The sequence below is a fragment of the Bradyrhizobium sp. MOS002 genome, assembly GCF_003020115.1.
Classification (GTDB): domain Bacteria; phylum Pseudomonadota; class Alphaproteobacteria; order Rhizobiales; family Xanthobacteraceae; genus Bradyrhizobium.
Map to the genome: position 1 here is coordinate 1 of NZ_PYFX01000010.1, position 24,805 is coordinate 24,805.

The window sequence follows — 24,805 nt, forward strand, 5'->3', positions numbered from 1 at the left end:
GTCATCGTCACCACGACAGGCGACGGGACGCGGTAGCGCGGCAGCGGTGGCACAAACTGCATGTCGTCTTCGAACGGACAGATCAGCCATGCCCCCAAAGAGGAAAAAAAGATAATCAACTACTCTGAATTTCCCGGTACCCTCTTTCCAACGGAGGGACCGGTGCAGGGGCTCGTGCATATTGTTGACGACGATCTATCCTTTCTGACGGCGATGGAGCGTCATTTGAAGCACGCCGGTTACCAGGTCGCAGCCTATTCGTCGGCGCAGGAGCTGCTCGACCGACTACCGAGCGACGGCATTCCGGGTTGTATTCTTCTCGACGTGCAAATGCCCGATCTGGACGGCTCGGCCTTGCAAAGAAAATTGGTCGAACTCGGCTCGGCATTGCCGATCATATTTCTCTCCGGCCATACCGACATTCCTCTCACCGTGCGGGCCATAAAGGCGGGTGCTCGGGATTTCTTGAGCAAGCCGGCAAGCTCCGAAGACCTTCTTCGCGCAATCGCAGGAGCGTTGGCACACCATCAATCGACGTTAGACCTGCAAAACAAAATAAGTGCGGCCCGTGCTCGTCTCGCTACATTGACGCCGCGCGAGCGACAGGTCTTCAACTTTATCGTTCGTGGCAAAATCAACAAGCAGATCGCTCACGCGCTTGGAACAACGGAGCGCACGATCAAAGCTCACCGTCACGGTGTGATGGAAAAAATGCAGGTCCGGTCGTTAGCCGAGCTGGTGTCTCTTGCCGAGAGGATCGGAGCTCTTTCCCCAGCCACGGAACAGACCCTCTAAGCTGGAGCGATTATCACAGTTAAACGCCACGGCTCGGCACAGTCTGATAGCGCTTATGCACCCAGAGCGACCAAAGGGCGCGGCGTTCAAAGCAGGCAAGTCATTAGTGATGACGATCCCGGAATTCTGAGGGCAGAAGCGGAGCACGACGGAACCCTTCCATGAACCCCGCTCGCGAGATTGCGGCTCTGTCCGCGCGGGAGGTTGATGTAGATCAATGGGCGTCCTTGCTTTGATGGAACCTCTTGCGTCCGTAGCGATAGCACCGAACTCAACTGAACTTGGGTCTCAACGCTGTACTCTGAGTGCAATCGTCCAACTGAGCGCTGGAAATGAACTGGTTTCGTATCTTGTTCGGCATTGCAATCGCGTTGTTTGGCCAAGATGCCTTCGCCAAGCAACGTCTAACCGACCCCATCAAGATCGCACGAGAATGCAAAAGCGACATCGAGCTTTTGTGCAAAGGACTTCGCCCCGGTGGCCAGCGCATTATTAATTGCCTCAAGGAGAAGGCGACTGAATTGTCGCCCGCGTGCTGGGGGGCGTTCAGATCAACGGAATAGCTGAGAATATATTTGGACGCCGGGCCTCTGATGGCGACTGGCGGAGCTTGTCTCAGTTCCTGACCGGGCGGGTGTCTCAGGTTGCGCATCCAACAGCAAACATGCGGCCTCATCACCTCCAGCAGCTCTACAAGGGCCTTCAGTACAATGGTAAACTAGGCGCTCCGGGAGTACCCATTCGCTCCGCCGGGTCATTTTGGCCATTTGGTAGTTCTCCACTCGTAGCGACAAGCGTCCGTTGACACCTCTGGCAAACGGAAAACTTCTTGTGCAAAAAGAATGTCGTCCTTGTCGTCGATGACGACGCCGCAATGCTGAGAAGTGTAGCTCGACTCCTGCGACAGTTTGGCTACGCCAGCGTGCTGTTTCCGTCTGCGGAGGCTTTTGCAAACTGCAGCGAGTTTGACAGCGCGCTTTGCGTCGTTCTCGACATCAATCTGCGCGATGGATCAGGCATCGACTTGAGGCACCGCCTCAAGGTGGCTGGGAACAGTGTGCCAGTCATCTACATGACCGGGAACGATAGCCCTTCGGTTCGCGAGGCCGCCCTTCGATCCGGCTGTCTCGCCTATCTCACCAAGCCATTCTCGTCGCGCGAACTGATCGAGCCGCTCAAGAAAGCGTCGGGAAGGTAATGCTAAGTGCCCGAGTTCCGGGCCCTTGCACTCTGCACTTTGGGACAATGCACCACAGGACAACTTTCGCTAAGTTGATTTCTGAGTTTGGATTGTCAGGTACCAGCCCCCCAATCAATACAGGTACACAGCCCCCCGTGGCCCCAGTTTCCCCAAGGACTGGGGCCACACCCTTCACGGTCTCGGCGCTCGTTTTTGTTCAGCGGCGAGCGTGAAAAAAAGTCGTCACCGCTTCCTCCCCGTGGCGGCTTTCCTTTTGTCCGGCGCGAATAGGCAGGGGCGGCATTACAGCGTGAAACACACTTGGTACGTCACTTTTGAAGTGCCCCCGGATGGCACGCTGTCAAGACGGCGACATCCGCGCCTAACCAAGATGTTTTCAACCAAAGCGGAGGCGCAGGATTTTGCGCGAACCAAATATTACGACGGGCTGATCGTCACTGCGGGGACCATCATCCCGCACCTGCCGAGAGTGTCGATCCCATCGACCGAGATACCAGCATGGCTTGAACGATCCGGCCAAGTTGATCCAAATCAATAAGCAGGCCGCCGACGGCCCTGAGATTAGTCAGACGGGGCGGCAACCGGGAGCCTGAGAATGAGTGACCCTTCGGAGCGGAAACAGGTATGTCGTCGCAACGCACTAACCTTCCTTGGATACGCAGGGATGTTTGGGCTTGTGGCTTCGTCCTCGATTTTTGCGGCCTCAGAGGCTGTGGCACAAACCACCGCGCCAGCCGCCGCGCCTGCGACGCCGCCAGCGGACGCGCCGAAGTCAGGCACAGAACGCCGTCAGGAACGGCGTAGCGGGCGAACCGAGCGGCGGCAGGAGCGCCGCACCGGACGCGCGGATCGGCGGCAAGAGCGACGCACAGGCCGCGACGAGCGACGGGATGCGCGCGACGGCACCACAAGCACCCCAACCACCACCGAGCCGAAAAAGTAGTCCCGTTTATCGGTCCAACTTCGGCAACCGGGCCGCCTCAGCGCAGGCCCGGGAAAACCGTAGAGCGGGCCGCCAGCGCAGGGCCAAGCGGGATAACCATGTCCGAGTTGCGGCAAGCTAGATTCAAAACCACATCCGTTTGGGCCGACCAATCCATGCTGGATATCCAATTAAACAGCGGCCTACATGACGATTGGCGCATCGTGACAGTTGTTTTCCAACCTGATTTCACAGACGCGCTGGCAAACAATCATCGCGCCTCATACGTCACGATTTGGGAGCGCAAAGATGCCTAGAGCCGCGCCGAGGGGCGGCTCGCGCCAGCACGTCCATTAGGCCAGCGCCGCGATCCGACGGCCATCCAAGCGCAGCCGACCGGGTCCGCGCGGACGCAGCCCCCAAACTCTTTCTTAAGCGGCAGCATGTCAAACTAGGGCCTAATAGGGCCCGGCGGGTTTCCGCCAGCAGCGGTCGCGGACGCCGCCACCAACTAACCCCTTTCATTAAAAAGGGTTTTGTATTTTTCCTCACGGCACGAAATCGCTGGACGACGGGACCACACGGTTTTGCCGTACGCACGGCCCGCCATTCCGCCGCAGTTTTTCCAGCCCTGTCGACGGAGCCGGAAACTTACAGACGAGACGAAGCCTAGCAGCGCCGCTCGTCGGCACGAAGCCTTGGGCTCACGGAGAGCAATCCGCCCTGCCCTTGGCCTCTCGTACCCGAACGCTGCCGCGTCCACCGCAAGCCCGGCTCGCGAACGTGACGACCACAAGATCGCCCCTCAAGGATGAGCCGGGATGGAGCGACACATACGCCGTTTCCGAATTTCGGTAAAGTGGAATATTTTTGCAATGGCCGATTGACAGCCTCGCAGGTGTTTTGCCCGTCGGGCAGTGAGGCGCTCGGCATCAAGTCACGAGCTCGACCGTCGTCCCGGCGAAGGCCGGGACCCATACCGCGAGGTCCATCGATCTGATCGGTATTTATCCCAACCAGCCTTCGCCAAACCTCTCCCTGTGGTAATGGGTCCCGGCCTTCGCCGGGACGACAGCGGTGGGTGTGGCCGACAGAGAAAGAAACATCACCCCTTCTTTCGCACCGGCGTTCCGTCGGCCATGAGGGTCACGCCCTTCCGTTCGACAATCATCCCGTAGGCCTGCGGCTGACGGTGAACATCGAAATTGAACGTGGTGCGCTTGTAGGAGTTGCAGAGATCGAGATCGCAGCGGGCCAGCGCGATCTCGTCACCCTTGGTGGTGCATCGCGCGATGATCTCGCCGGAGGGCGCGATGATGCAGCTTCCGCCGATGTGGTCGACGCCCTCCTCGACACCAGCCTTGGCGACGCCGACCACGAAGGTGCCGTTCTGGTAGGCGCCGGCCTGCATCACCAGATGATTGTGGAACAGCGAGAGATCGTCATGCTCGGGCGCGGGCGGATTGTGCACCGGCGTGTTGTAGCCGATCATCACCATCTCGACGCCCTGCAGCCCCATGACCCGGTAGGTCTCGCTCCAGCGGCGATCGTTGCAGATCGCCATCCCCATCACGCCGCCAAAGGCCTCGGTCACGCCAAAACCATCGCCGGGCTCGAAATAGCGTTTTTCCAGATGCTGGAATTCGCGCCAGAGCTCGTGCTCCGCATGGCCGGGCAAATGGACCTTGCGATATCTCGCGACAATCTCGCCGCTCTTCTCGACCAGGATGGAGGTGTTGTAGCGCCTGACAATTCCGGCCTCGACCGTCAGCTCGGCATAGCCAAGGTAAAATCCGATGCCGATCTCGCGCGCGAGATCGAACAGGCCTCTCGTCTCCGGCCCCGGCATCTCGCGCTCGAAGAAGCTGTCGATCTCCGCCTGATCCTCGAAATACCAGCGCGGAAAGAATGTGGTCAGCGCGAGCTCGGGATAGACGATCAGGTCGCAGCCGTTGGCGTGCGCCTGGCGCATCAAGGCCATCAGGCGCGCCACGACCGCGGTTCTGGTCTCGGTCCGCGCCACTGGACCAAGCTGGCCGGCCGCGATCGTCACAAATCTCGCCACGAATTTTTCCCTCGTCCGCTTCCCGTCAGGTCGCGGCAGAGACTATCGCGCGAAGCGTCGCACGCACAGCCTCGCTGTCCGGCACCGTGCCCAACCGAGAGGCAGTCCGACCGTCACCTGGGAAGCCGACGATGAATTGCGATTGACCGCATCCACCTCGCGCGAAACACCCTCACAGGGCGCCACTCACCATTCTGCGGCGACGGGCTCGTTGAAGAACTGACCGCGCGCCGCCATGCGCGACGGCTGGCGGCGACGATGCCGCTCCGCGACGCGCTTGTTCGGAGCGGCCTTGGCTTGCCTGGGCTCCACGGCCTTGGACTCCGAAGCCTTGGAGTCCGAAGCCTTGAGCTCCGCGGCAGGCTGCGCCGCCATCGCATATGCCTGGCGCGTACCTTCCGGCGCGGCCGGCGCCGCCGCGTCTGACGCTGACGCCACGGTTTTGGTCAACGGAATCTGTCGCACGTTGGTGTCGAAGACGATCTTCTCCGGCCATGTCTGCGCAGAGTGAATTCGGGCGATCGAGAGGTCCGGCCCGGTTTCGGCGGCCGCGCTCACGGGGCCGGCCAGGTAGTAATCGGCAAGGCACAGGAGGGCGAGCAGAGCGCCGCCGGTGAAGAAGAAATAACGGATGAGCGGCATGGGTCCCTCGATCGCCTCGTTATCGAGGTCCCTGCTGCAACGGGAAAGAGTGGCAATCGTTCCGGCGTTATATCGCAGCAAATCGGGCAGAGGAACTCGCTGAGCCGGCGCACTGGCATTCCGCTTGCTGCACGGGAGTCAAACCCCTCAGACCCGCAGTGGGTCTGTCTCACCGTGAGGCGATCATGCACCCGACGTCCCGTTTCGAAGCGACCATGCCGACACAGCTCCACGCATTGATCTCCGATCTGCGCTGGCGGATGCAAATGATCGACGCCGACATTCTGGAGGAAGAACGGAAGGCTGGAATCTCCGATCCCCAGAACCTCGCCTACCCCATGCTCGCGCAGAACCTGCGGGCCCGGCGTGACAATATCCGGGTGAGCATCGCGATTCTCGAAAGCCGGCTTGAAAAGCGATCGACCGAGTGGCCGCGCGCGGCCTGATGCGGTGATGACGGTAGCCCCGTCCCCTCTGGTTAACGTGAAGGAACTCCCGTTGCCGATCTGCAACGGTTCCCGTCCGTCTGAAGCCGGACAAGAGAAACTCCCATTGCGGCCACGAACCCCTCTCACAACCCCGTGAGACGAGCAGGGGAACGACGATGCGTGCGCAAAGAGTCTGGGTGGTGAATGGGGCCGCCAGCGTCGAACAGTTGCAAACCAGATTGGACGATCTGAACAAGCGGCTCGGTCAACTCGAGACCCAGCACCCCGAGAGCTGGAAAGTCGAAGAGCTCAGATCGAGCGCGCTCAACCTGTCGCGCGAGATCGACGACATCCGCTGCGCCGAGGCGACAGCCGCGCTGAGCGAGCTGCTGCGGAAATAGCCGGCGTTCGCGAATCGCCCGTCGCGGATGGAACCAACGCCGTCTCCCCGCCATTGCCATGCCGAGCATGGAGCAAAATCATGACCAGGCACCTGACGCGGGCCGATCTCCTGCGCGGCGTGGCCGGCGCGGTATCCACGCTGGTCCTGTGCGCGACGATGGCATTCACCATCGCGCGCCACTTTGCGCTGTAGAGCATTTGGCGCTGTGAGGTATTTGCGATGACGTCCGACCCCGAGGAATCCGTGAGGCTGCAAGGCTACGGCGAGATGACCCTGCGTACGGCCGTCACGACGATGATGCTGCTCGCGCCGCGCGAGCGCGCGGACGCCGCCATCTTCCGCGTCCGCGACGGCGTGCGGCTTGCCTCAAGCGAGATTGCCGAACTCGCCTCCGAATGGGGCATCAAGCCGGCGCCGGAGATCAGGTCGCCGAAACTCGTCCCGGAGCAGCATTGGACACACGTCGTGCGTGGCATGGTGCGTGAGGCACCGCTGCCCGCGCTGATGATTGCGTTCATGATCGGTGTGCTGGTGGCGCGGCGGTAGTCCCGCGACAACCGCCGGCTACAGCAGGGTTGATTACTTCTGCTCGTTCGCGCGCATGTCTTCAGCATAGGGACGCAACGCCTCGGACATGTCGTCGAGGCGTTTCTGCCACTCAGCGCCAGTCAGGAAGGCGATCACCGGCTCGTCGCCGGGCGAATTCGTCAAGTACTCGGGATTGCGAAGGCCTTCGGCAATCCCCGCTTCCAGCTTCTTGACGATGTCGTCCGGAACGCCCTTCGGGACCGCGAAGCCGCGTTCTGCCGTCGTCGTGACCGGAAAGCCCACTTCCCCCGCCGTCGGAACTTCGGGCAGCGATGGAAAGCGCTTCTTCGACAGGATCGCGATGACGCGAAGTGGTCCCTTGTTGGTGCCATGCAATTCGGGAATCTCGCTGAGAGTGACCATCCCGACTTCCAGATGCCCGCCCAACAGATCGGTCCGTTGCGCGGCCGTTCCTCTGTAAGAGATTTCGTTGGGCTCGACCTTCGCGGCTGCTGCCAGCATGCGAATGGCCAAATGACCGTTCGTGCCGGCACCGTTGTGACCAAACGTCACCGAGCCCGGCTTGCTGCGAAGTGCGGCAATGACATCCGGCAGATTCTTGAATCTGCTGTCCGCGGGAACCACAATCACGTTGGGATCTTCAACGATCCGTGCGACCAGCCGGATTTCATCCGTGGTGTATTGGGTTTTGCGCGTCATCGGCAGAAAGTTGTAACCCGGCACGTTGACGACGCCGATCGAATAGGCGTCGGGCGCGGCGCGCGCGATCGAGGCAAACGCGATCTCGCCACCGGCGCCAGGCTTGTTCAGGACAACAAACTTCGCCTTGCCGCCGAGCGCGCGCTCGACGAAGGGCAGAAGTTTGCGAGCCATGACATCGGTACCGCCGCCGGGCGCAAAGCCGACGACGACTTCGATCGGCTTGTCTTCCGGCCACGCGGCCGATGCCGATCCGCAAGCAGCGAAGCCAAAAGCTGCAACGAGCGCGACGATTTTCTTGTTCATGATTTCCTGCCCTGTTTTTTGTTATTGGCCGATCGCGACGCTCGAGCGTGCGATCGACTGCAGGTTCATCTAACCGTCGGTCTGACCGGATGGCAACCGATCGTCCCGAGCGCGAGCGTTTGATGAGCTCCGGCGGTTTTCGTGGCAATTGCGGAAGCGTCAGAGGAGGCCCCGTAGCAGCCCTTGCCTGGCGGCGCCTTTGATTGGCTCGCTCGCGGCGAGACGGTAATTCTCGGACCTACCGTACAACGCCGGATCAGGGATGCCGGCGAAAAGAAAGCCATGCCGCTGCGGCACACGCCTCTGCCCGGCCAAATCGGCCGTGGACCCGCCACCAAAATCGTTGCAATAAGGCGCTTCCGAGGCCCCGGCGGCCCGTCCGCCGAGCCTCTAGGAAAACGTCGACTTTTGGAAGAATGGTCGGAGTGGCAGGATTCGAACCTGCGACCCCTGCGTCCCGAACGCAGTGCTCTACCGGGCTGAGCCACACTCCGACAAGAGGCCGGCTTATAGCGTCGGGTTTGGCGCACCGCAAGCGGCCGAGCTGAGGAATCTTATCCCTGTGAAAACGGGTCTTGAAACGCTGATTTTACCGGCCGGCGCGGCCGGCGCGGAAGCTGCCGCCCGGACATTGGCCGCCGGCGGGCTGGTCGCGTTCCCGACCGAGACGGTCTACGGGCTCGGCGCGGACGCCGGAAATGCCAGCGCGATCGCCCATCTTTACGCCGCCAAGGGGCGGCCGGCCTTCAATCCGCTGATCGCCCACGTTGCCGACCTTGCGGCCGCGCGCAGGATCGGACGATTCGACGCCTGCGCCTTGAGTCTTGCGGAGGCGTTCTGGCCGGGGCCGCTGACGCTGGTGGTGCCGAAGACGGAAAACTGCCCGGTGGCCGAGCTTGCCACCGCGGGCCTCGACACGGTCGCGATCCGCATTCCGGCCCATCCGGTGGCGCAGGCGATCCTGCGCGCCTTTGGCGGGGCGGTGGTGGCGCCGTCCGCCAACCTCTCCGGCCACGTCTCGCCGACGCTGGCGGCCCATGTCGAGAGCGACCTTGCGGGCCGGATCGACCTGATCGTCGACGGCGGGCCTGTTACGGTCGGCGTCGAATCGACGATCGTCGGCTGCTTTGCGGCGCCGATGCTGCTGCGGCCCGGCGGGCTGTCTCGCGAGCGGATCGAGGCCGTGCTCGGCGCAGCGCTGGCGCGACTGCCCGCGGAGGCCGACAGCGACGACAGCCAGCCGCTCGCCCCGGGCATGCTGGCCTCGCATTACGCACCGCGCGCCCATGTGCGGCTCAATGCGCAGGATGTCGCGCCGGGCGAAGCGCTGCTGGCGTTCGGCCCCGCGCGCCTGCCCGGCCTGGAGGCCGCCGCCGCCGTCATGAATTTGTCGCCCACCGGTGATCTCGATGAAGCCGCCGCCAATCTGTTCGGCTATCTTCGCGCCCTCGATGACAGGGGGCCTCGGGCGATCGCGGTGATGGCGATCCCCGAACAGGATCTGGGCGAAGCGATCAACGACCGGCTGCGCCGGGCGGCTGTCGCGAGATAGCGCATGATCCGGAAACGTGTGTCGCGGTTTTCCGACAAAATCATGCGCAAAGAGTAAGAAGCTTGAGAAGAGACGAGACCATGAACGTCAATCAATCCACCACCGCTCCGCTTGCACCCGAGCTGATCGAACAATTCCGCAAGATCGTCGGCGAGAAGCATGCGATCACCGATGCGGCCGACATCGAGGCCTATGTCACCGAGGAGCGCAATCTGTTCCACGGCCGCTCGGCGCTGGTGCTGCGCCCGGGCTCGACCGCGGAAGTCGCCGCGATCTGCAAGCTCGCTTCCGAGCACAGAATCGCGCTGGTGCCGCAGGGCGGCAATACCGGGCTCGTCGGCGGCCAGACGCCGCACAATGGCGAGGTGGTGGTGTCGCTGCGGCGCCTGGACAAGATTCGCGAGGTCGACACTGCCTCCAACACCATGACCTGCGAGGCCGGCGTGGTGCTGCAGATCGCGCAACAGAAGGCCGCGGACGCGGACCGGCTGTTTCCACTCTCGCTCGGCGCGGAAGGGAGCTGCACCATCGGCGGCAATCTCTCGACCAATGCCGGCGGCACCGCCGCGCTCGCCTATGGCGTCGCGCGCGAGATGGCGCTGGGGCTGGAAGTGGTGCTGGCCGACGGGCGCGTGCTCGGCGTGCTGTCGAAGCTGAAGAAGGACAACACCGGCTACAATCTGCACAACCTCTTCATCGGCGCCGAAGGCACGCTCGGCATCATCACCGCGGCGACGCTAAAACTGTTTCCGAAGCCGCGGTCGATCGAGACCGCCTTTGTCGGGCTGAAGTCGCCGGACGCCGCATTGAAACTGCTGGCGATCGCGCAAAGCGAGGCCGCCAATGCGCTGACGAGCTTCGAGCTGCTCTCGGAGATGGCGGTCGATTTCTCGATCCGCCATGGCATCGACGTGCGCGATCCGCTCGCGCAAAAGCATGCCTGGTACGTGCTGATGGAATTGTCTTCACCGGGCGACGATGCCCGCACGCCGCTGGAAACCATCCTCGGCCGCGCCATGGAGGACGCGATTGTCGACGACGCGGTGATCGCGGCCAATCTCACCCAGCGCGCCGGCTTCTGGAAGCTGCGCGACGAGATGTCGTCGGCGCAGAAGCCGGAGGGCGGCTCGATCAAGCACGATATCTCCGTGCCCGTCGCCACCGTGCCCGCCTTCATCGCCGAGGCCAACGCCGCCGTGGTGAAGCTGATCCCCGGGGCGCGGCCGGTGCCGTTCGGCCATCTCGGCGACGGCAATCTGCACTACAATGTCAGCCAGCCCATCGGCGCCAACACCGCGGATTATCTGGCTCGCTGGCACGAGATGAACGCGGTGGTGTTCGCGATCGTGCTGCGCATGGGCGGCTCGATCTCGGCCGAGCACGGCATCGGCGTGCTCAAGCGCGACGAGCTGCCCGACGTGAAGGACAAGACCGCAATCGAGCTGATGCGACAGCTCAAGGCGATGCTCGATCCGCTTGGCATCATGAACCCGGGCAAAGTGCTGTGAGCGCTCTCACGATCGAGGCGATCACCGAGGCGGATATCGAGCCCGTGGTCGCGCTGTGGCAGCGCTGCGGCCTGACCCGGCCGTGGAACGATCCGCATGCCGACATCGCCCTGGCGCGGCGGCGCGACAATTCCACCATCCTGCTCGGCCGCGACGGCGGCACCATCGTCGCAACTGTCATGGTCGGCCATGACGGCCATCGCGGCTGGGTCTATTACGTCGCCGTCGATCCTGATGGCCGCAAGCGCGGCCATGGCCGGGTGATCATGGCCGCCGCCGAGGACTGGCTGCGCCAGGCTGGTATCGCGAAGCTCCAGCTGCTCGTCCGCCGCGAGAACGCGCAGGCCAATGCGTTCTATCAGTCGCTGGGTTTCGAGGAATCGACCTCGGTGATGTTCCAGAAGTGGCTCGACGGCCGCGACACAACGCCAAGCAATTGAGATCGAGCCATGACCATTTCCGACCGCGTCCGCATCAAGGACGTCCGCGTACTCTCGAACAACTGGACCACCCTCAAGAACACCACGTTCGAGTACCGGCGCGCCAATGGCGAATGGCAAACGCAGCACCGCGAGACCTATGAGCGCGACAATGCAGCCGCCGTGCTGCCGTATCATCTGGCACGCCGTACGGTGATCCTGGTGAAACAATTCCGCCTGCCGGCCTTCATCCGCGGCTACGATGATCTCCTGATCGAGGCGGCCGCCGGCGTACTGGACGACGCCTCGCCCGAGGTGCGCATCCGCGCCGAAGCGGAGGAAGAAACCGGCTACCGCCTGCACCACGTCCACAAGGTGTTCGAGGCGTTCATGAGCCCCGGCGCCATCACCGAGAAGCTGCATTTCTTCATCGCCGAATACGAGCCGGAGATGCGAGTCAGCGACGGCGGCGGCCTCGAGCACGAAGGCGAGGACATCGAGGTGCTGGAGCTCGGCATTGACGAGGCTCTGGCAATGATCGCGGACGGCCGCATCATCGACGCCAAGGCGATCATGCTGTTGCAGCATGTGGCGCTGCATGTATTTCGATAGGCTTTCTTCTTCACCTCGCCCTGCTTGCGAGGAGAGGTCGATCGCGAAGCGATCGGGTGAGGGGGAGCTTCCGCGAGTCCAACTCTCACCATCCTCGTGGAGACTCCCCCTCTCCCCGCAAGCGGGGCGAGGGAGCGCACCTGCTACGCGGCGAGCCATCGCGGTAAGCAATTCTGACCTGCGTCGCCCTTGCCCCCGTTGAGCAACACCAAAACTATCTCTAGTCTGTCGCCAACAAGAACCAGGAGACGCGCCCCATGTCCGCTTCGCGCGACGACGAATTCGGCTTTGCGCCCGACTATGACGCCCCCATCCCCTATATGCAGCGCACGCGGGACTATTACACCGCGATCGGCTACACCACGGCGTATCGCTGGGCCCACTACACCGAGGCGCCGTTCCAGCCGCTGAAGAAGCCGCTGTCGCAATCGCGCGTCACGATCATCACGACGGCCGCGCCGTACGATCCTGATAAGGGCGACCAGGGGCCGGGCGCGGCGTATAATGGCGGCGCCAAATTCTACCAGGTCTATGACGGCGACACGACGAAGCCGCATGACCTTCGCATCTCGCATATCGGCTACGACCGCAAGCACACCACGGCCACCGACAACGGCAGCTGGTTTCCGCTGCCGCAGCTCTTGAAGGCGAGCGCCGCCGGGCGCATCGGCGAAGTGGCGCCGCGCTTCTTCGGCGCGCCAACCAATCGCAGCCATCGCGTCACCCTCGACACCGACGCGCCGGAAATCCTGGCGCGGGCCGTCGCGGACAAGGTCGATGTCGCCGTGCTGGTGCCGAACTGCCCGGTCTGCCACCAGACCACGGCGCTGGTGGCGCGTCATCTCGAGGCGAACGGCATTCCGACCGTGATCATGGGCTGCGCCAAGGACATCATCGAGCACGCCGCCGTGCCGCGATTCCTGTTCTCGGACTTCCCGCTCGGCAATTCCGCCGGCAAGCCGCATGACGTCGCGTCACAGGCGCAGACGCTGGAGCTGGCGCTCAGACTGCTGGAGACCGCGAGCGGGCCGCAGACCACGATGCAGTCTCCGCTGCGCTGGAGCGAGGACGCCTCCTGGAAGCTCGACTACAACAACGTCGCGCAGCTCTCGCCTGAAGAGCTGGCGCGCCGCCGTGCCGAATTCGACAAGCAGAAGGAGATCGCGCGCGGCAACCGCGCCGCCTGACGTCTCCGACAACCAGGACAAAAGGGAGAGCGACGTGACGCGACCGTTCGAGGGCGTGAAGATCCTGGACTTCACGCAAGTGCTGGCCGGCCCCTATGCGAGCTACCAGTTCGCGCTGCTGGGCGCCGACGTCATCAAGGTCGAGCGGCGCGAGGGCGAGGACATGCGCCGCACGCCGCTCAGCCGCGAATGGGCGGAGCGCGGGCTCGCACCGGCGTTCCAGGCCATCAACGGCAACAAGCGCAGCCTGACGCTCGACCTGCAAAAGCCCGATGCGATCGCGATCGTGAAGAAGCTCGCGAGCCAGGTCGACGTGGTCATGGAGAATTTCCGCCCCGGCGTGATGGACAAGCTCGGCATCGGCTATGAGGCGCTGTCTGCGATCAATCCAAAGCTGATCTACTGCGCGGTATCAGGCTTCGGCCAGACCGGTCCGGATCGGCTGCGCCCCGGCTATGACGGCAAGATGCAGGCGCTGTCCGGCATCATGGCGATCACGGGTCATCCGGAGACCGGCCCCACGCGCGCGGGCTTTGCGGTGTGCGACGTGCTGTCGGGCGCGACAGCTGCGTTCGGCGTGTCGAGCGCGCTGTACCAGCGCGATCGCACCGGCAAGGGCCAGCTCATCGACGTCTCCATGCTGGAGGCGACGATGGCGTTTCTGTCGGGGCAGATCGCGGATTGGTCGGTCGCCGGCCATCGCCAGCAGCTGTCGGGCAATCAGGCCGTCAGCCGCAGGACCACGGCGAATTTGTTCAAGTGCGGCGACGGCCACATCCTGCTCGCCGTCAACAACGAGAAGCAGTATCGCGCGCTGATGTCTGCGCTCGGCCGCGAGGACACGCTCAGCGACCCGCGCTTTGCCGACTGGTTCGCCCGCAACGAGAACGAGCCCGCGCTGCGCGCCATCATCGAAGAGGCGCTCGCGGCAAGGCCGGCGCGCGAATGGGAGACCATTCTGGAAGACGCCGGCGCGCCCTGCGCCAGCATCTGGAAGGTCGAGGAAGTGATCGACCATCCCCAGATCAAGGCGCGTGGTGCGATCCAGGAGCTGGATACGCCCTACGGCCGCCTGCGCTTTGCCGGCAGCGGATTCAAGCTCGCGCATGGCGGCGGCAGGCTCGACCGGATGGCGCCGGAGCTGGGGGCGGATACGGATGCGGTACTGGGCGAGCTGGGGTTTGACGCAGCGGAGATCGCAGCGTTGCGGGCGCGGGAGATCGTGTAGAGCTGCCGCCTAAAACTCCACCGTCGTCCCGGCGAACGCCGGGACCCATAACCACAAATTTGAGTTTGGCGAAGATTGCCCACCACCATCGCGCACCAAACTTCTTCCTGGGGGTATGGGTCCCGGCGTTCGCCGGGACGACAGTAGTGTGTTTTGTAGCGCCAGCTTGGCTAGAACAACGACCCCTGCCCGTCATCTGACGACGCAGCAAACTTCCGCGCCGCCTTCTTGGGCTTCGGCGCCTCCGCCTCCATCTCCTCCGCGCTGATCGGAAGGAGCAACTGGTCGTCGTCATTGACGACGCGGTTGACGCGGGTGGAGACCGGGTGCCAGGCGAATTCGCCGATGCGCGGGGCGGTCATCAGCGGCAAGACGGCATCGACGTCATCGCTGCGGCTGTCGAGCCAGCGCTCGAAATCACGCGGGCTGATGGTGACGGGCACGCGATCATGCAGCGTGGCAAGATCCTCGCTCGCGGCCGCCGTGACGATCGCGACCGTGTCGAGCTCCTCGCCGTTCGGCCCAACCCAGGTCTCGAACAATGCGGCAAAGCCGAGCGGCGCGCCGTCGGCGCGATGGATGAAGAAAGGCTGCTTGCGGCCATCCTCCGTCTTCCATTCGTAATAGCCGTCGGCCGGAATCAGGCCGCGGCGCCGGCGAATCGCGCGTTTGAAGGCCGGCTTCTCCAGCACCGTCTCGGAACGCGCATTGATCAGGAGCGTAAACCCGCGGGGATCCTTGACCCAGCCCGGCAACAGGCCCCAGCGCATCAGGCGAAAATGGCGCGCGCCGTTCTCGGCCAGCACGACCGGAATCGGTTGTGTCGGGGCCACATTGAACCGGGGCGGGAAATTCGGCTGCTCGATGTAGCCGAACAGTTGCCGCAAAGCCGCGGGGGCCGAAGTTATGACGAAGCGTCCACACATCCTTGAGGGCCTATATAGGGTCCGTTCAGGTCCTTTTAACCCCGAACGTTAACACTGCGGCAGATGAGCTCAACGGTCTCCCAGCCGGCGCGAATGCATGGACAGACGGAGCCCGAGGCCTCGGCCTGGGCCGAGCGGTTGCGCGTGGCCAACATCAACCCGCGGACCGGGCTTGCCACCGACTATCTCAACCATTTCAATGAAGCCGTGATGCTGCTGGAAATGGTCCCGGACATGCCGGAATGCGCGGAAGATTTTCTGACCTGGTCGCCGCTGTCCTATGCCGAGCATTTCACCGCCTCGAATTTCAAGGCCCGGGATCTGGCGATCGAGGCCTATGAAAAGGCCGACCCGAACGTGCGCGCCCAGTTCGACCACCTCGCCGACACCATGACCTCGATCCTGACGGCGGTCGGCTCGGCCATGCGCGAGGTCGAGAAGGACACCACCCGCGTTCGCCTCGCCGAGCAGGCCGCCCTCTGGGTCAAGCCGCTGATCGCGGCCTGCGGCGGCATCATCAATGGCGGCGCGGAAGCCGACGTCGACACCATCATGGCGAACTGAGCCCGAGCAGGTGAAGTCATGGCTGCGATCGTTCAGCCCATCCGTCCCCAGATCGCGGTCAGTGCCGCGATTTTTCGTGACGGCAAGGTGCTTCTGACCCGTCGCGCGCGCTCGCCGGCAAAGGGGTTCTATTCGCTGCCGGGCGGCCGGGTCGAGTTCGGCGAATCGCTGCACCAGGCGCTGGCGCGCGAGATCGACGAGGAGACCGGGCTCGATATCGAAATCATCGGCCTCGCGGGCTGGCGCGAAGTGCTGCCGGCCGCGGCCGGCGCCGGCCACTATTTGATCATGTCCTTTGCCGCCCGCTGGGTGGCCCGGGAGCCGGTTCTCAACGACGAGCTCGACGACTACCGCTGGATCGCCCCGGAGGCCCTGGCGGGCCTTGGCGACCTCAAGCTGACCGGCGGGCTGGAAGAGGTCATCCAGTCCGCCCACCGGCTGATCGGCCCCTGACGGCCCCCCGCCTTGCGTCCACCGCCCCGAGGAGGCATACACCCCGCCGATGTCGACGCGATTTCTGGCCATTTTTGCTCTGATTCTCGCCTGCGCCTCGGTGCCCACGAGGGCTCAGGACGGGGCAGCGCCGTTTGACGGCGATTTGCAGCGGCTGGCGGAGATCCTCGGCGGGCTGCACTACCTGCGCGGCATCTGCGGGTCCAACGAGGGCAACAAATGGCGCAGCGAGATGCAGGCGCTGATCGATGCCGAAACCCCCGCCGGCGAACGCCGCACCCGCATGATCGCCGGCTTCAACCGCGGCTATAACGGTTTCCAGCAGACCTACCGGAGCTGCACGCCGGCCGCGACGGTGGCGATCCGCCGCTACATCGAGGAAGGCTCGAAGATCTCGCGCGATCTCACCGCGCGTTACGCGAACTGATCCACCCCCAATCACATCCAGACTTGTAAATTCCTCATCCTCAGGAGCGCGGAACGCGCGTCTCGAAGGATGAAAGGCCCGGCTGCAGCAGCGGGGCCTCTATGGTTCGAGACGCGTGCTTCGCACGCTCCTCACCATGAGGGTTGGGGCATCGGGGAACCCTGTCATCGACTTTGTACACAGCCGTTAACCGTTCCTAAAGATGTGGCCTAGCGGGCGTTAACCCGCGTGCTACACCTCTCGCACAGCGCATCGCCGTGGATCGCGCCCCAGCCCTGACGAGTTTCATGAGCCATCCAGTGTCCTACGCCCCCGCACGCGCGCCGCTGCCCGATCATGAGCAGAAACAGGCCGCACTGAGCTATCTCAACGAGGCCTGGGCCGAAGCGCGCCATGATGGCGTCGACGGCGACTGCCTGGCGCAGGCGAGCCTGTTCGCGGCCCTTGCCGAGCTCGTCGGCACCTATGGCGAGGACGCGGTGGCGAAGTTCGTCGAAGGCTTTCCCGGCCGCATCCGCAACGGCGAATTCTCGGTCGACATCTCCAGACAGTAAGTCTTTCTCCAGGCAGCAAGCCTTGCCGAAAATGACCCCGCCACGCGGGCGGGGCCAGTCTACGGATGAATGACTTGACGACGAAGTCCTGACGACGAAGTCTTGACGACGAAGTCTTGGCCAAGACGTCGCGAAGTCTGCCGTGTTTATCGCACGGAAGCGATCTCACCCGGATAAGATTAGTCTTGGGATCGCCGGGAGTTGTTCCCGCTGCCGTCGGGAATGCGCCCCCAGCCCGTTACGGCTCGATCCTGAGCGTCGCTTTCATGTTGGGATGAAAGCGGCAGTAATAATCCACCGTGCCTGCCTTCTTCAGAACCAACGTCCCCGATTTTTTCGCCGGCAGGTTCACGTCGAAATCGCCGTTCCTGGCCGTCGCGGTGTGGGCGAAAACGTCCTTGTTGATCCATTCGATGGTGTCGCCGACCTTCGCCGAAGCGTCTTTCGGCGATATTTCGAGATTCTCCATCGTGATCTCTATGGTCGCAGCGTGCGCCGGGACGGCCAACGCCACGAGCAGGACCGCTGTCGCGATCGCGGACAATCGTCCCGGCATCATCGCCTCCCTATTTCAGCTCCGCCGCGACATGCTCGGCGTGCTGCTGATGCCCCTGGAAGATTTTCAGGCCGGTCTGCAGCAGGCTCTTCAGTTCGGCATTGCTGGCGGACGGGATGAGCTGGGTCTCCAGCGCGCCGTTGACCGTTTTGTGGTAGGCGACCTCGTTTGCGACATAGGCCTTGTCGAAGGCCGCACCGCTCAGCTTGTCCAGTTCGGCGAGCTTCTCGCTCGCCTGCTCCGACAGCGCCTTGCTGGTATCATTGTCTTCAGGCGTGACGTTCAGCTTCTTGACCAGCGCGAGCGCCTGCTTGTTGACGGCCTCGTGGTCGCGCAGCATGTCCTCGGCAAACGCCTTCACGTCCTTGTTCCTGGCCTTTTTCTGCGCCTGCTTGGCTGCGTTGATGTCGATCACGCCCGCCGTGTAGGCGATGTGGGCGATCTGCGGATCGGTCGGCTTGTCGGCTGCTCTGGCACCTTGCAGCAGCGCGGGGCTCGACAACAAAATTGCAGCGGCGATCGCCGCGCTCCAACGAACGAACATGGTTTGACACTCCTGTGGTGCCGGACGTTTTGCCGGCGCGTTGCTTCACAGGCGTTGGATGGGATTCTCGCGCGAACGTTCCCGAAAAACTTCAGCCGCCGATGCCGAGCCGCTTCAGCACTGACACGGTCAGCCGCTCGCAGCGCCATCCGGCGAACGGGAATGCATCCATCACCACCGGACCGATCTCCTTCTCGACGTTCTCGCGCAGCATGGCACGCGCACGGTGCAGTCGCGTCTTCACGGTCTCGGGCTTGACGCCGAGCAGCTCGGCGGTCTCCTCGATGTTCATGCCCTCCATGACGCGTGCGACGAAGACCATCCGGAAGACATCCGGCAATTCATCGATGGCGCGCTCGACGACGCGCTGGATTTCACGTTGAGCCATGGTCCTTTCCGGATCGCCTGCGGGAGAAGCGGGAAATTTGATGATCTGCGCCTCGAGCATCGCTTCGGGCACCGAGTCCAGCTCGACATGCGGCCTGGCGCTTCGCGCCCGGCCGAGCGCCTCGTTGATGGCGATGCGCGACAGCCAGGTCGACAGTCCGGACTCGCCGCGGAAGCCGTCGAGATGGGTGAAGGCGCGGACATAGGTTTCCTGAACGACATCTTCGGCTTCGCTGTCGCTGCGCAGAATTCCGCGCGCCAGACGATAGAGCCTGCGGTTGTTGGCCTGCATGATCTCGCGCAGCGCGGCCTCATCACGGCCCCGCGCCCGATCGACCAGTTCGGCCTCCAATGTCCGTATTTCCGAGGTTTTGGCGCCGGCGGATAGGCCGGCTGCGGTCCGTGGCATGGCGGTCACCTGCTCGATTGGCTTCTTTCCCGGACATTGGATGCAGAGCGGCGATAAAGGTTCCGGACTAATCCGTCTCGATCGGGAGCGCCTGATCTCTCGCCCACTCGCCCATCGAGGCGTCATAGAGCGTCAGCTTGTCGTAACCGAGCTGCGTCAGCAGCAGCAGGTCGATCGTCGCCGAGATGCCGCCGCCGCAATAGCAGATCACGTTCTTGTCGCGGGTGACGCCTGCCGCGTCGAATTTGGCTTCGGCATCGGCGAGCGTCGTCAGCGTCTTGTCGGCATTGACGAGCGTTGCCGCTGATACGTTGACGCTGCCGGGAACGCGGCCGGGCCGCCCGTAGCGGCTCGGCTCGAGGCCGCGATGAAATTGTGAACCGAGCGCGTTGACGATAACAGTCGTGGGATCGCCGAGCCGTGCCTTCACCGCATTCTTGTCGACGAAGAAGCCTGCGCGCGGTGTGGCCTTGAAGGTCGTAGCTGGATAGCCCTTCGGTCCTCCTGATACGATCGGCCGTCCCTCTTCCTTCCATTTGTCGAGCCCGCCGTCGAGCACCTGCGCGTCGACGCCGAGCGAGCGCAGCATCCACCAGAACCGCGTCGACCACATCATGGTGCCGATGCTGTAGAGCACGACGGACCTGGATGCATCGAGGCCGTGGCGGCCGAACGCAGCCTCCAGCTGGGCCACATCAGGCATCATGAAGAATTGCTGCGCGGAGGCGTCGGAGAACTCGCCTTGCAGGTCGAGAAAATCGGCGCCCGGGATGTGGCCCGCCTCGAACGTCTTGTCGCCGGGCACGGCACGATAGGGCACGTCGCTGCCTGGCGGCACCGGCTCGTTGTAGGTCGTGCAGTCGTAGAGGCGCAGGTTGGGATCGCCGAGGAGGCTTGCGAGTTGCTCGGTGGTGATGAGGGGTCGGGTCATTGGCGCGCCTCACATGCTTCCTCAATGTCGTCCCGGCGAAGGCCGGGACCCATACCGCGTGATCTATCGGTGAACGTAGGTATCCGTACCGAGAGAAGGACTAACAACCACCAGTCTTCGCCAAACTTCTGCCTGTGGGTATGGGTCCCGGCCTTCGCCGGGACGACACCGCAGATGTGGCGCCCTTGTGCCCCTTCCAGGCCCTACTGCTTCAACGTCTCCAGAAACCGCACCGGCTCGCCTTGCGAGGCCGTTACGAGTTCGCCCTGCCACATCACGCGGCGGCCGCGGATGAAGGTACCGACGGGCCAGCCGGTGACGCGGACGCCGTCATAGGGGGTCCAGCCGGCCTTGGACGCGACCCATTTGTTGGTGATGGTCTCGCTACGCTTGAGATCGACGACGGTGAAGTCGGCGTCGTAACCAGCCGCGATGCGGCCCTTGCAGGCCATGTTGTAGAGGCGCGCGGGGCCGGCGCTGGTGAGGTCGACGAACCTTGCCAGCGACAGGCGGCCGGCATTGACGTGATCGAGCATCAGCGGCACCAGCGTCTGCACCCCGGTCATGCCGGAGGGCGAGGCCGGATAGGTCTTCTGCTTCTCTTCCAGCGTATGCGGGGCATGATCGGAGCCGAGCACGTCGATGATGCCCTGCTCGATGCCGCGCCAGATCCCGGCGCGGTGACCCGCCCCGCGCACCGGCGGGTTCATCTGCGCCAGCGTGCCGAGCCGTTCGTAGCATTCGGGCGCGACCAGCGTGAGATGATGCGGCGTCGCCTCGCAGGACGCGACGTCCTTGTGGTCGCGCAGGAATTCGATCTCTTCCTTGGTCGAGATATGCAGCACGTGGATGCGCTTGCCGGTCTCGTGCGCGAGCTTGACCAGACGCTGCGTCGCCATCAGCGCCGCGGTCTCGTCGCGCCACACCGGATGCGAGCGCGTGTCGCCCTCGATGCGTAGCGATTTGCGGTCGTTGAGGCGGTATTCGTCCTCGGCATGGAACGCGGCGCGGCGGCGGATCACCTGGAAGATGCGGCGCAGGCTTTCGTCATCCTCCACCAAGAGCGCGCCGGTCGAGGAGCCGATAAACACTTTGACGCCGGCGCAACCGGGCGCACGCTCCAGCACCGGCAGGTCCTGCACGTTCTCGCGGGTGCCGCCGATGAAGAAGGCGAAGTCGCAATGCATGCGGTGATGAGCGCGCTTCACCTTGTCGGTGAAGGTGGCCTCGGTCACGGTCAATGGCGAGGTGTTCGGCATCTCGAACACGGCGGTGACGCCGCCCATTACGGCGCTGCGCGAGCCGGTCTCGAGATCTTCCTTCTGCTCCAGCCCGGGCTCGCGGAAATGCACCTGCGTATCCATCACGCCGGGCAGGATGTGCAGGCCTTTGCAGTCGATCACCTCCGCGGCGGAAGCCTGCGACAGCGCGCCGATCTCGGCAATGCGGCCGTTGACGACGCCGATATCGCGGGCCCCCTCGCCGTCCTGGTTGACGACAGTGCCGCCCTTGAGGATCACGTCGAAACGCTGGGTCATGGCTGAAGGCCTCTCTCGTCCCCAAGCGCAGGGCTTGAGGTCTTGTCGTTTTTGCCTTGCGGGCTTACGTTCCGGAGCAACATGTCGCAAGAGATTTTCGCATGAAATCAGCGTTTCTTCCGGACCGGGGCGTGATCAAGGTCGCGGGCGAGGATGCGCGCAACTTCCTCAATGGCCTCGTCACGACCGACGTCGACAAGCTGAAGCCGGGCCTGGGCCGATTCGGCGCGCTGCTGACGCCGCAGGGCAAGATCATCGTGGATTTCCTGATCACGGAAGCATCCGCCGGCCATGGTGGCGGGTTCCTGATCGATTGCCCGAAGCCGCTTGCCGACGGCCTCGCCACCAAGCTGAAATTCTACAAGCTGCGCGCCAAGGTCACGGTGGAAAACCTGTCCGACGATCACGGCGTGCTCGCGGCCTGGGACGGCGAGCCTGCGGCCCAGCCCGACCTCGCCTTCGCCGATCCGCGCCATGAGGACCTCGGCTACCGCATCCTGATCCCCGAAGATCTCAAACAGAAGCTGTCCGCTCTGATCGGCGCCGAACTGGTCGACGCCGCCGCCTACGAGGCCCACCGCATCGCGCTCGGCGTCCCGCGCGGCGGGCTCGATTTCATGTACAGCGATGCGTTCCCGCACGAGACCAACATGGACCGCCTTTCCGGCGTCGATTTCGACAAGGGCTGCTATGTCGGCCAGGAGGTCGTCTCGCGCATGCAGCATCGCGGCACCGCGCGCACCCGCAGCGTCAAGGTGCTGCTCGAGGATCTCTCGCCTGAGCTAGGTGTCAGCATTCTTGCCGGCGACAAGCCGGTCGGCACGATGGGCTCGTCGGCGCAGGGCAAGGGTATCGCGCTGGTGCGCATCGACCGCGTCGCCGATGCGCTCGATGCGGGACAGGCTCTGACTGCCGGTGGCCTCGCTGTGAGACTAGCGGAACCGGACGTTGTCCGCATTCCAGCCAAGCAGCCCATCGCATGAGCCGTGCCCCTCGCCTGCATCCCGACGGAAAGACGCGTTGCCCCTGGCCCGGCGAAGATCCGCTCTACGTCGCCTATCACGACACGGAATGGGGCGTGCCGGAATATGACGACCGCGCGCTCTACGAGAAGCTGATCCTCGACGGTTTTCAGGCCGGCCTGTCCTGGATCACGATCCTGCGCAAGCGCGACAATTTTCGCAAAGCCTTCGACGATTTCCAGCCGGAAAAGATCGCGCGCTACAACGAGAAGAAAGTTCACGCGCTGATGAACGATGCCGGCATCGTGCGCAACAAGGCCAAGATCGACGGCGCGATAGCAAGCGCAAAATCCTATCTCGACATCATGGAGAAAGGCCCCGGCTTCTCGAAATTGCTGTGGGACTTCATGGACGGAAGGCCCAAGGTCAATCAGTTCAAGACCACCGCGAGCGTGCCGGCCTCGACGCCGCTCTCCATGCAGATCTCCAAGGAGCTGGCCTCGCGCGGCTTCAAGTTCGTCGGCCCGACCATCGTCTATGCCTTCATGGAGGCGACCGGTATGGTCAACGATCATCTCGTCGACTGCCATTGTCACGCGAGCTGCGGCAAGTCGCAGCGCAAGCCGCGCCTCACGTCCAAATGACGGCCAGGAAGTCGTCACGCGACGTGGCCTCCCGCGCCTGGCAGCGCATGCTGTCGGGCCGGCGGCTCGATCTGCTCGATCCCTCCCCGCTTGACATCGAGATCGCCGACGTCGCGCACGGGCTGGCGCGTGTCGCCCGCTGGAACGGCCAGACCATCGGCGCACACATCTTCTCGGTCGCGCAGCATACGCTGCTGGTCGAAACCGTGATGCGGCACGAGAACCCGCGCGTGGATCAGCGCATGCGGCTTGCCGCGCTGCTGCATGACGCGCCCGAATATGTGATCGGCGACATGATTTCACCGTTCAAGGCGGTGCTCGACGGTCATTACAAGGCGGTCGAGAAACGCCTGCTCGGCGCCATCCACATCCGCTTTGGCCTGCCGCCGGTGCTGCCGGAGGAGATCACGCTGGCGATCAAGGCGGCCGATCGCGGCGCGGCCTATCTGGAGGCGACCGTGCTTGCCGGCTTCAGCGAAAGCGAGGCCAGGCGCCTGTTCGGCCGCGATCCAGGCCTGTCCGACAGCGTCCGGCGCGACTATCTCACCCCCTGGACAGCGGCCCGGGCCGAGAAGCAGTTTCTGGAGCGGTTTGGCGCCGTGTTTGCGTGAACATCGTGATGGGTCGGGGCGCGGCCAATCCCACCGTCGTCCCGGCCTAGTGCGCAATTGCGCACGGGGGGCCGGGACGACAATGTGGATGCTTTGCCCACTCGACGGTCGCGGTTATAATCAACAAAAAGGTCCGCCATGATCCACGTCTGCTCCCTCGCCGCCCTTCCCGAAACCGTCCGCCTCACCAGGGCCAGCCACGTGCTGACCGTGATGGCCAATGTCGAACAGGTTGCGCGGCCGGTGTCGGTGCTGCCGGCCAACCATCTCAAGGTGTCGATGGACGACATCACCGAGGAGATGGACGGCTTCGTCGCACCGTCGGAAACGCATATCGAGCAGGTGCTGAACTTCGTGCGCGGTTGGGACCGCGGCGCGCCGCTGGTGGTGCATTGCTATGCCGGCATCAGCCGCTCCACGGCGAGCGCCTTTGCCGCCGTGTGCGCACTCAACCCGGATCGCGACGAGACCGAGATCGCAAGGAAGATCCGGGCGGCTTCCCCGATCGCCTCGCCGAACCGCCGCATCGTCGGCCTTGCCGACCGTGCGCTGGGGCGCAACGGCCGCATGCTGCGCGCACTCGACGAGATGGGCCCGGGCGCAATGATGGTCGAAGGCCGCCCCTTCGTGATCGAGCTCGAATGATCGTTGCGCACCAGATTGCAGGTGTGCTCCCTCTCCCGCTTGCGGGAGAGGGGTGGAGAGAGGGTATCTCCGCATCGGGACAGTCCCCTAGAGGAGAAAACCCTCACCCGGCGCTGCGCGCCGACCTCTCCCGCAAGC

The 24,805-nt window shown here is 63.8% G+C and carries 30 protein-coding genes and 1 tRNA gene; 21 read left to right on the forward strand and 10 right to left on the reverse strand.

All coding sequences use genetic code 11. The features are described from left to right. Positions 1–162 precede the first annotated feature (162 nt). The 4 genes from C7G41_RS25230 to C7G41_RS37020 all read left to right on the forward strand — a co-directional run bounded on the left by C7G41_RS25230 (position 163) and on the right by C7G41_RS37020 (position 3,235). On the forward strand, positions 163–795 hold the full coding sequence (locus tag C7G41_RS25230; protein ID WP_106945058.1) for a response regulator transcription factor: 633 nt from the start codon (positions 163–165) through the stop codon (positions 793–795). 332 nt (positions 796–1,127) lie between these two features. Next, positions 1,128–1,358, forward strand: a complete 231-nt coding sequence (locus C7G41_RS25235) for a hypothetical protein (protein WP_106945059.1) — start codon at positions 1,128–1,130, stop codon at positions 1,356–1,358. A gap of 266 nt (positions 1,359–1,624) precedes the next feature. After that, positions 1,625–1,993 (forward strand): response regulator transcription factor, encoded by a 369-nt coding sequence (locus tag C7G41_RS25240; protein WP_106945060.1) that lies wholly within the window; start codon positions 1,625–1,627, stop codon positions 1,991–1,993. 1,044 nt (positions 1,994–3,037) lie between these two features. After that, positions 3,038–3,235, forward strand: a complete 198-nt coding sequence (locus tag C7G41_RS37020) for a hypothetical protein (RefSeq protein WP_146159799.1) — start codon at positions 3,038–3,040, stop codon at positions 3,233–3,235. Positions 3,236–4,023: 788 nt separating this feature from the next. Here the strand turns inward: C7G41_RS37020 and C7G41_RS25255 are convergent. Next, positions 4,024–4,983, reverse strand: a complete 960-nt coding sequence (locus tag C7G41_RS25255; protein WP_106945061.1) for an N-carbamoyl-D-amino-acid hydrolase — start codon at positions 4,981–4,983, stop codon at positions 4,024–4,026. A 186-nt stretch (positions 4,984–5,169) separates the two neighbouring features. Then, complete coding sequence (locus tag C7G41_RS25260) at positions 5,170–5,625, reverse strand: hypothetical protein (protein WP_106945062.1); 456 nt, start codon at positions 5,623–5,625, stop codon at positions 5,170–5,172. A 266-nt stretch (positions 5,626–5,891) separates the two neighbouring features. Between C7G41_RS25260 and C7G41_RS25265 the strand changes: the two genes are divergently transcribed. The 3 genes from C7G41_RS25265 to C7G41_RS25275 all read left to right on the forward strand — a co-directional run bounded on the left by C7G41_RS25265 (position 5,892) and on the right by C7G41_RS25275 (position 7,002). After that, the gene (locus C7G41_RS25265) at positions 5,892–6,071 is read left to right on the forward strand and encodes a hypothetical protein (protein ID WP_373681153.1); all 180 of its coding nucleotides are present in this window, start codon (positions 5,892–5,894) and stop codon (positions 6,069–6,071) included. Positions 6,072–6,229: 158 nt separating this feature from the next. Continuing rightward, complete coding sequence (locus tag C7G41_RS25270) at positions 6,230–6,454, forward strand: hypothetical protein (protein ID WP_027568652.1); 225 nt, start codon at positions 6,230–6,232, stop codon at positions 6,452–6,454. Positions 6,455–6,675: 221 nt separating this feature from the next. Then, a complete protein-coding gene (locus C7G41_RS25275; protein WP_106945064.1) occupies positions 6,676–7,002 on the forward strand; it encodes a hypothetical protein in 327 nt (108 codons plus the stop codon). A gap of 33 nt (positions 7,003–7,035) precedes the next feature. On the opposite strand, the gene C7G41_RS25280 is transcribed toward C7G41_RS25275, so the two are convergent. Both C7G41_RS25280 and C7G41_RS25285 read right to left on the reverse strand, forming a co-directional pair. Beyond that, on the reverse strand, positions 7,036–8,010 hold the full coding sequence (locus C7G41_RS25280) for a tripartite tricarboxylate transporter substrate binding protein (protein WP_106945065.1): 975 nt from the start codon (positions 8,008–8,010) through the stop codon (positions 7,036–7,038). Between the two features lie 417 nt (positions 8,011–8,427). Continuing rightward, positions 8,428–8,504 (reverse strand) — tRNA-Pro (locus C7G41_RS25285). A 68-nt stretch (positions 8,505–8,572) separates the two neighbouring features. Here C7G41_RS25285 and C7G41_RS25290 point away from each other — a divergent pair. The 6 genes from C7G41_RS25290 (at position 8,573) to C7G41_RS25315 (ending at position 14,516) form a co-directional block, all read left to right on the forward strand. Next, positions 8,573–9,562, forward strand: a complete 990-nt coding sequence (locus C7G41_RS25290; protein ID WP_158268030.1) for an L-threonylcarbamoyladenylate synthase — start codon at positions 8,573–8,575, stop codon at positions 9,560–9,562. Positions 9,563–9,642: 80 nt separating this feature from the next. Continuing rightward, complete coding sequence (locus C7G41_RS25295) at positions 9,643–11,070, forward strand: FAD-binding oxidoreductase (protein ID WP_106945067.1); 1,428 nt, start codon at positions 9,643–9,645, stop codon at positions 11,068–11,070. Next, a complete protein-coding gene (locus C7G41_RS25300) occupies positions 11,067–11,510 on the forward strand; it encodes a GNAT family acetyltransferase (RefSeq protein ID WP_106945068.1) in 444 nt (147 codons plus the stop codon). Before C7G41_RS25295 ends, C7G41_RS25300 begins: the two co-directional genes overlap by 4 nt. 9 nt (positions 11,511–11,519) lie before the next feature. After that, a complete protein-coding gene (locus C7G41_RS25305; RefSeq protein ID WP_106945069.1) occupies positions 11,520–12,101 on the forward strand; it encodes a GDP-mannose pyrophosphatase in 582 nt (193 codons plus the stop codon). 257 nt (positions 12,102–12,358) lie between these two features. Continuing rightward, positions 12,359–13,288 (forward strand): glycine/sarcosine/betaine reductase selenoprotein B family protein, encoded by a 930-nt coding sequence (locus C7G41_RS25310; RefSeq protein WP_106945070.1) that lies wholly within the window; start codon positions 12,359–12,361, stop codon positions 13,286–13,288. A 34-nt stretch (positions 13,289–13,322) separates the two neighbouring features. Then, positions 13,323–14,516, forward strand: coding sequence for a CaiB/BaiF CoA-transferase family protein (locus tag C7G41_RS25315; protein ID WP_106945071.1), 1,194 nt, complete (start codon positions 13,323–13,325; stop codon positions 14,514–14,516). Positions 14,517–14,686: 170 nt separating this feature from the next. On the opposite strand, the gene C7G41_RS25320 is transcribed toward C7G41_RS25315, so the two are convergent. Then, positions 14,687–15,442 (reverse strand): SOS response-associated peptidase, encoded by a 756-nt coding sequence (locus tag C7G41_RS25320; protein ID WP_106945072.1) that lies wholly within the window; start codon positions 15,440–15,442, stop codon positions 14,687–14,689. A 63-nt stretch (positions 15,443–15,505) separates the two neighbouring features. On the opposite strand from C7G41_RS25320, the gene C7G41_RS25325 reads away from it, so the two are divergent. The 4 genes from C7G41_RS25325 to C7G41_RS25340 all read left to right on the forward strand — a co-directional run bounded on the left by C7G41_RS25325 (position 15,506) and on the right by C7G41_RS25340 (position 17,440). Continuing rightward, on the forward strand, positions 15,506–16,006 hold the full coding sequence (locus C7G41_RS25325) for a hypothetical protein (protein ID WP_106945073.1): 501 nt from the start codon (positions 15,506–15,508) through the stop codon (positions 16,004–16,006). Between the two features lie 18 nt (positions 16,007–16,024). Continuing rightward, positions 16,025–16,459, forward strand: a complete 435-nt coding sequence (locus C7G41_RS25330) for an NUDIX hydrolase (protein ID WP_106945074.1) — start codon at positions 16,025–16,027, stop codon at positions 16,457–16,459. A gap of 49 nt (positions 16,460–16,508) precedes the next feature. Beyond that, positions 16,509–16,886 (forward strand): TIGR02301 family protein, encoded by a 378-nt coding sequence (locus C7G41_RS25335; RefSeq protein ID WP_106945075.1) that lies wholly within the window; start codon positions 16,509–16,511, stop codon positions 16,884–16,886. A 287-nt stretch (positions 16,887–17,173) separates the two neighbouring features. Further along, positions 17,174–17,440, forward strand: a complete 267-nt coding sequence (locus C7G41_RS25340; RefSeq protein ID WP_007594892.1) for a hypothetical protein — start codon at positions 17,174–17,176, stop codon at positions 17,438–17,440. Between the two features lie 238 nt (positions 17,441–17,678). On the opposite strand, the gene C7G41_RS25345 is transcribed toward C7G41_RS25340, so the two are convergent. The 5 genes from C7G41_RS25345 to C7G41_RS25365 form a co-directional block, all read right to left on the reverse strand. Beyond that, the gene (locus C7G41_RS25345; protein WP_106945222.1) at positions 17,679–17,996 is read right to left on the reverse strand and encodes a cupredoxin domain-containing protein; all 318 of its coding nucleotides are present in this window, start codon (positions 17,994–17,996) and stop codon (positions 17,679–17,681) included. A gap of 10 nt (positions 17,997–18,006) precedes the next feature. Next, positions 18,007–18,540 (reverse strand): DUF4142 domain-containing protein, encoded by a 534-nt coding sequence (locus C7G41_RS25350; protein ID WP_106945076.1) that lies wholly within the window; start codon positions 18,538–18,540, stop codon positions 18,007–18,009. 91 nt (positions 18,541–18,631) lie between these two features. Then, complete coding sequence (locus C7G41_RS25355) at positions 18,632–19,336, reverse strand: RNA polymerase sigma factor (RefSeq protein ID WP_106945077.1); 705 nt, start codon at positions 19,334–19,336, stop codon at positions 18,632–18,634. A 67-nt stretch (positions 19,337–19,403) separates the two neighbouring features. Then, positions 19,404–20,267 (reverse strand): sulfurtransferase, encoded by an 864-nt coding sequence (locus C7G41_RS25360; protein WP_106945078.1) that lies wholly within the window; start codon positions 20,265–20,267, stop codon positions 19,404–19,406. 203 nt (positions 20,268–20,470) lie between these two features. Beyond that, complete coding sequence (locus C7G41_RS25365; protein ID WP_106945079.1) at positions 20,471–21,805, reverse strand: dihydroorotase; 1,335 nt, start codon at positions 21,803–21,805, stop codon at positions 20,471–20,473. 101 nt (positions 21,806–21,906) lie between these two features. Here C7G41_RS25365 and C7G41_RS25370 point away from each other — a divergent pair, with 101 nt between their 5' ends. The 4 genes from C7G41_RS25370 to C7G41_RS25385 all read left to right on the forward strand — a co-directional run bounded on the left by C7G41_RS25370 (position 21,907) and on the right by C7G41_RS25385 (position 24,667). Then, the gene (locus tag C7G41_RS25370; RefSeq protein WP_106945080.1) at positions 21,907–22,788 is read left to right on the forward strand and encodes a folate-binding protein YgfZ; all 882 of its coding nucleotides are present in this window, start codon (positions 21,907–21,909) and stop codon (positions 22,786–22,788) included. Further along, the gene (locus C7G41_RS25375; protein ID WP_106945081.1) at positions 22,785–23,411 is read left to right on the forward strand and encodes a DNA-3-methyladenine glycosylase I; all 627 of its coding nucleotides are present in this window, start codon (positions 22,785–22,787) and stop codon (positions 23,409–23,411) included. Before C7G41_RS25370 ends, C7G41_RS25375 begins: the two co-directional genes overlap by 4 nt. Beyond that, positions 23,408–24,022: a YfbR-like 5'-deoxynucleotidase gene (locus tag C7G41_RS25380; RefSeq protein ID WP_106945082.1), complete on the forward strand. Its 615-nt coding sequence runs from the start codon at positions 23,408–23,410 to the stop codon at positions 24,020–24,022. Before C7G41_RS25375 ends, C7G41_RS25380 begins: the two co-directional genes overlap by 4 nt. Positions 24,023–24,160: 138 nt before the next feature. Further along, positions 24,161–24,667, forward strand: coding sequence for a tyrosine phosphatase family protein (locus C7G41_RS25385; RefSeq protein ID WP_106945083.1), 507 nt, complete (start codon positions 24,161–24,163; stop codon positions 24,665–24,667). Positions 24,668–24,805 lie beyond the last annotated feature (138 nt).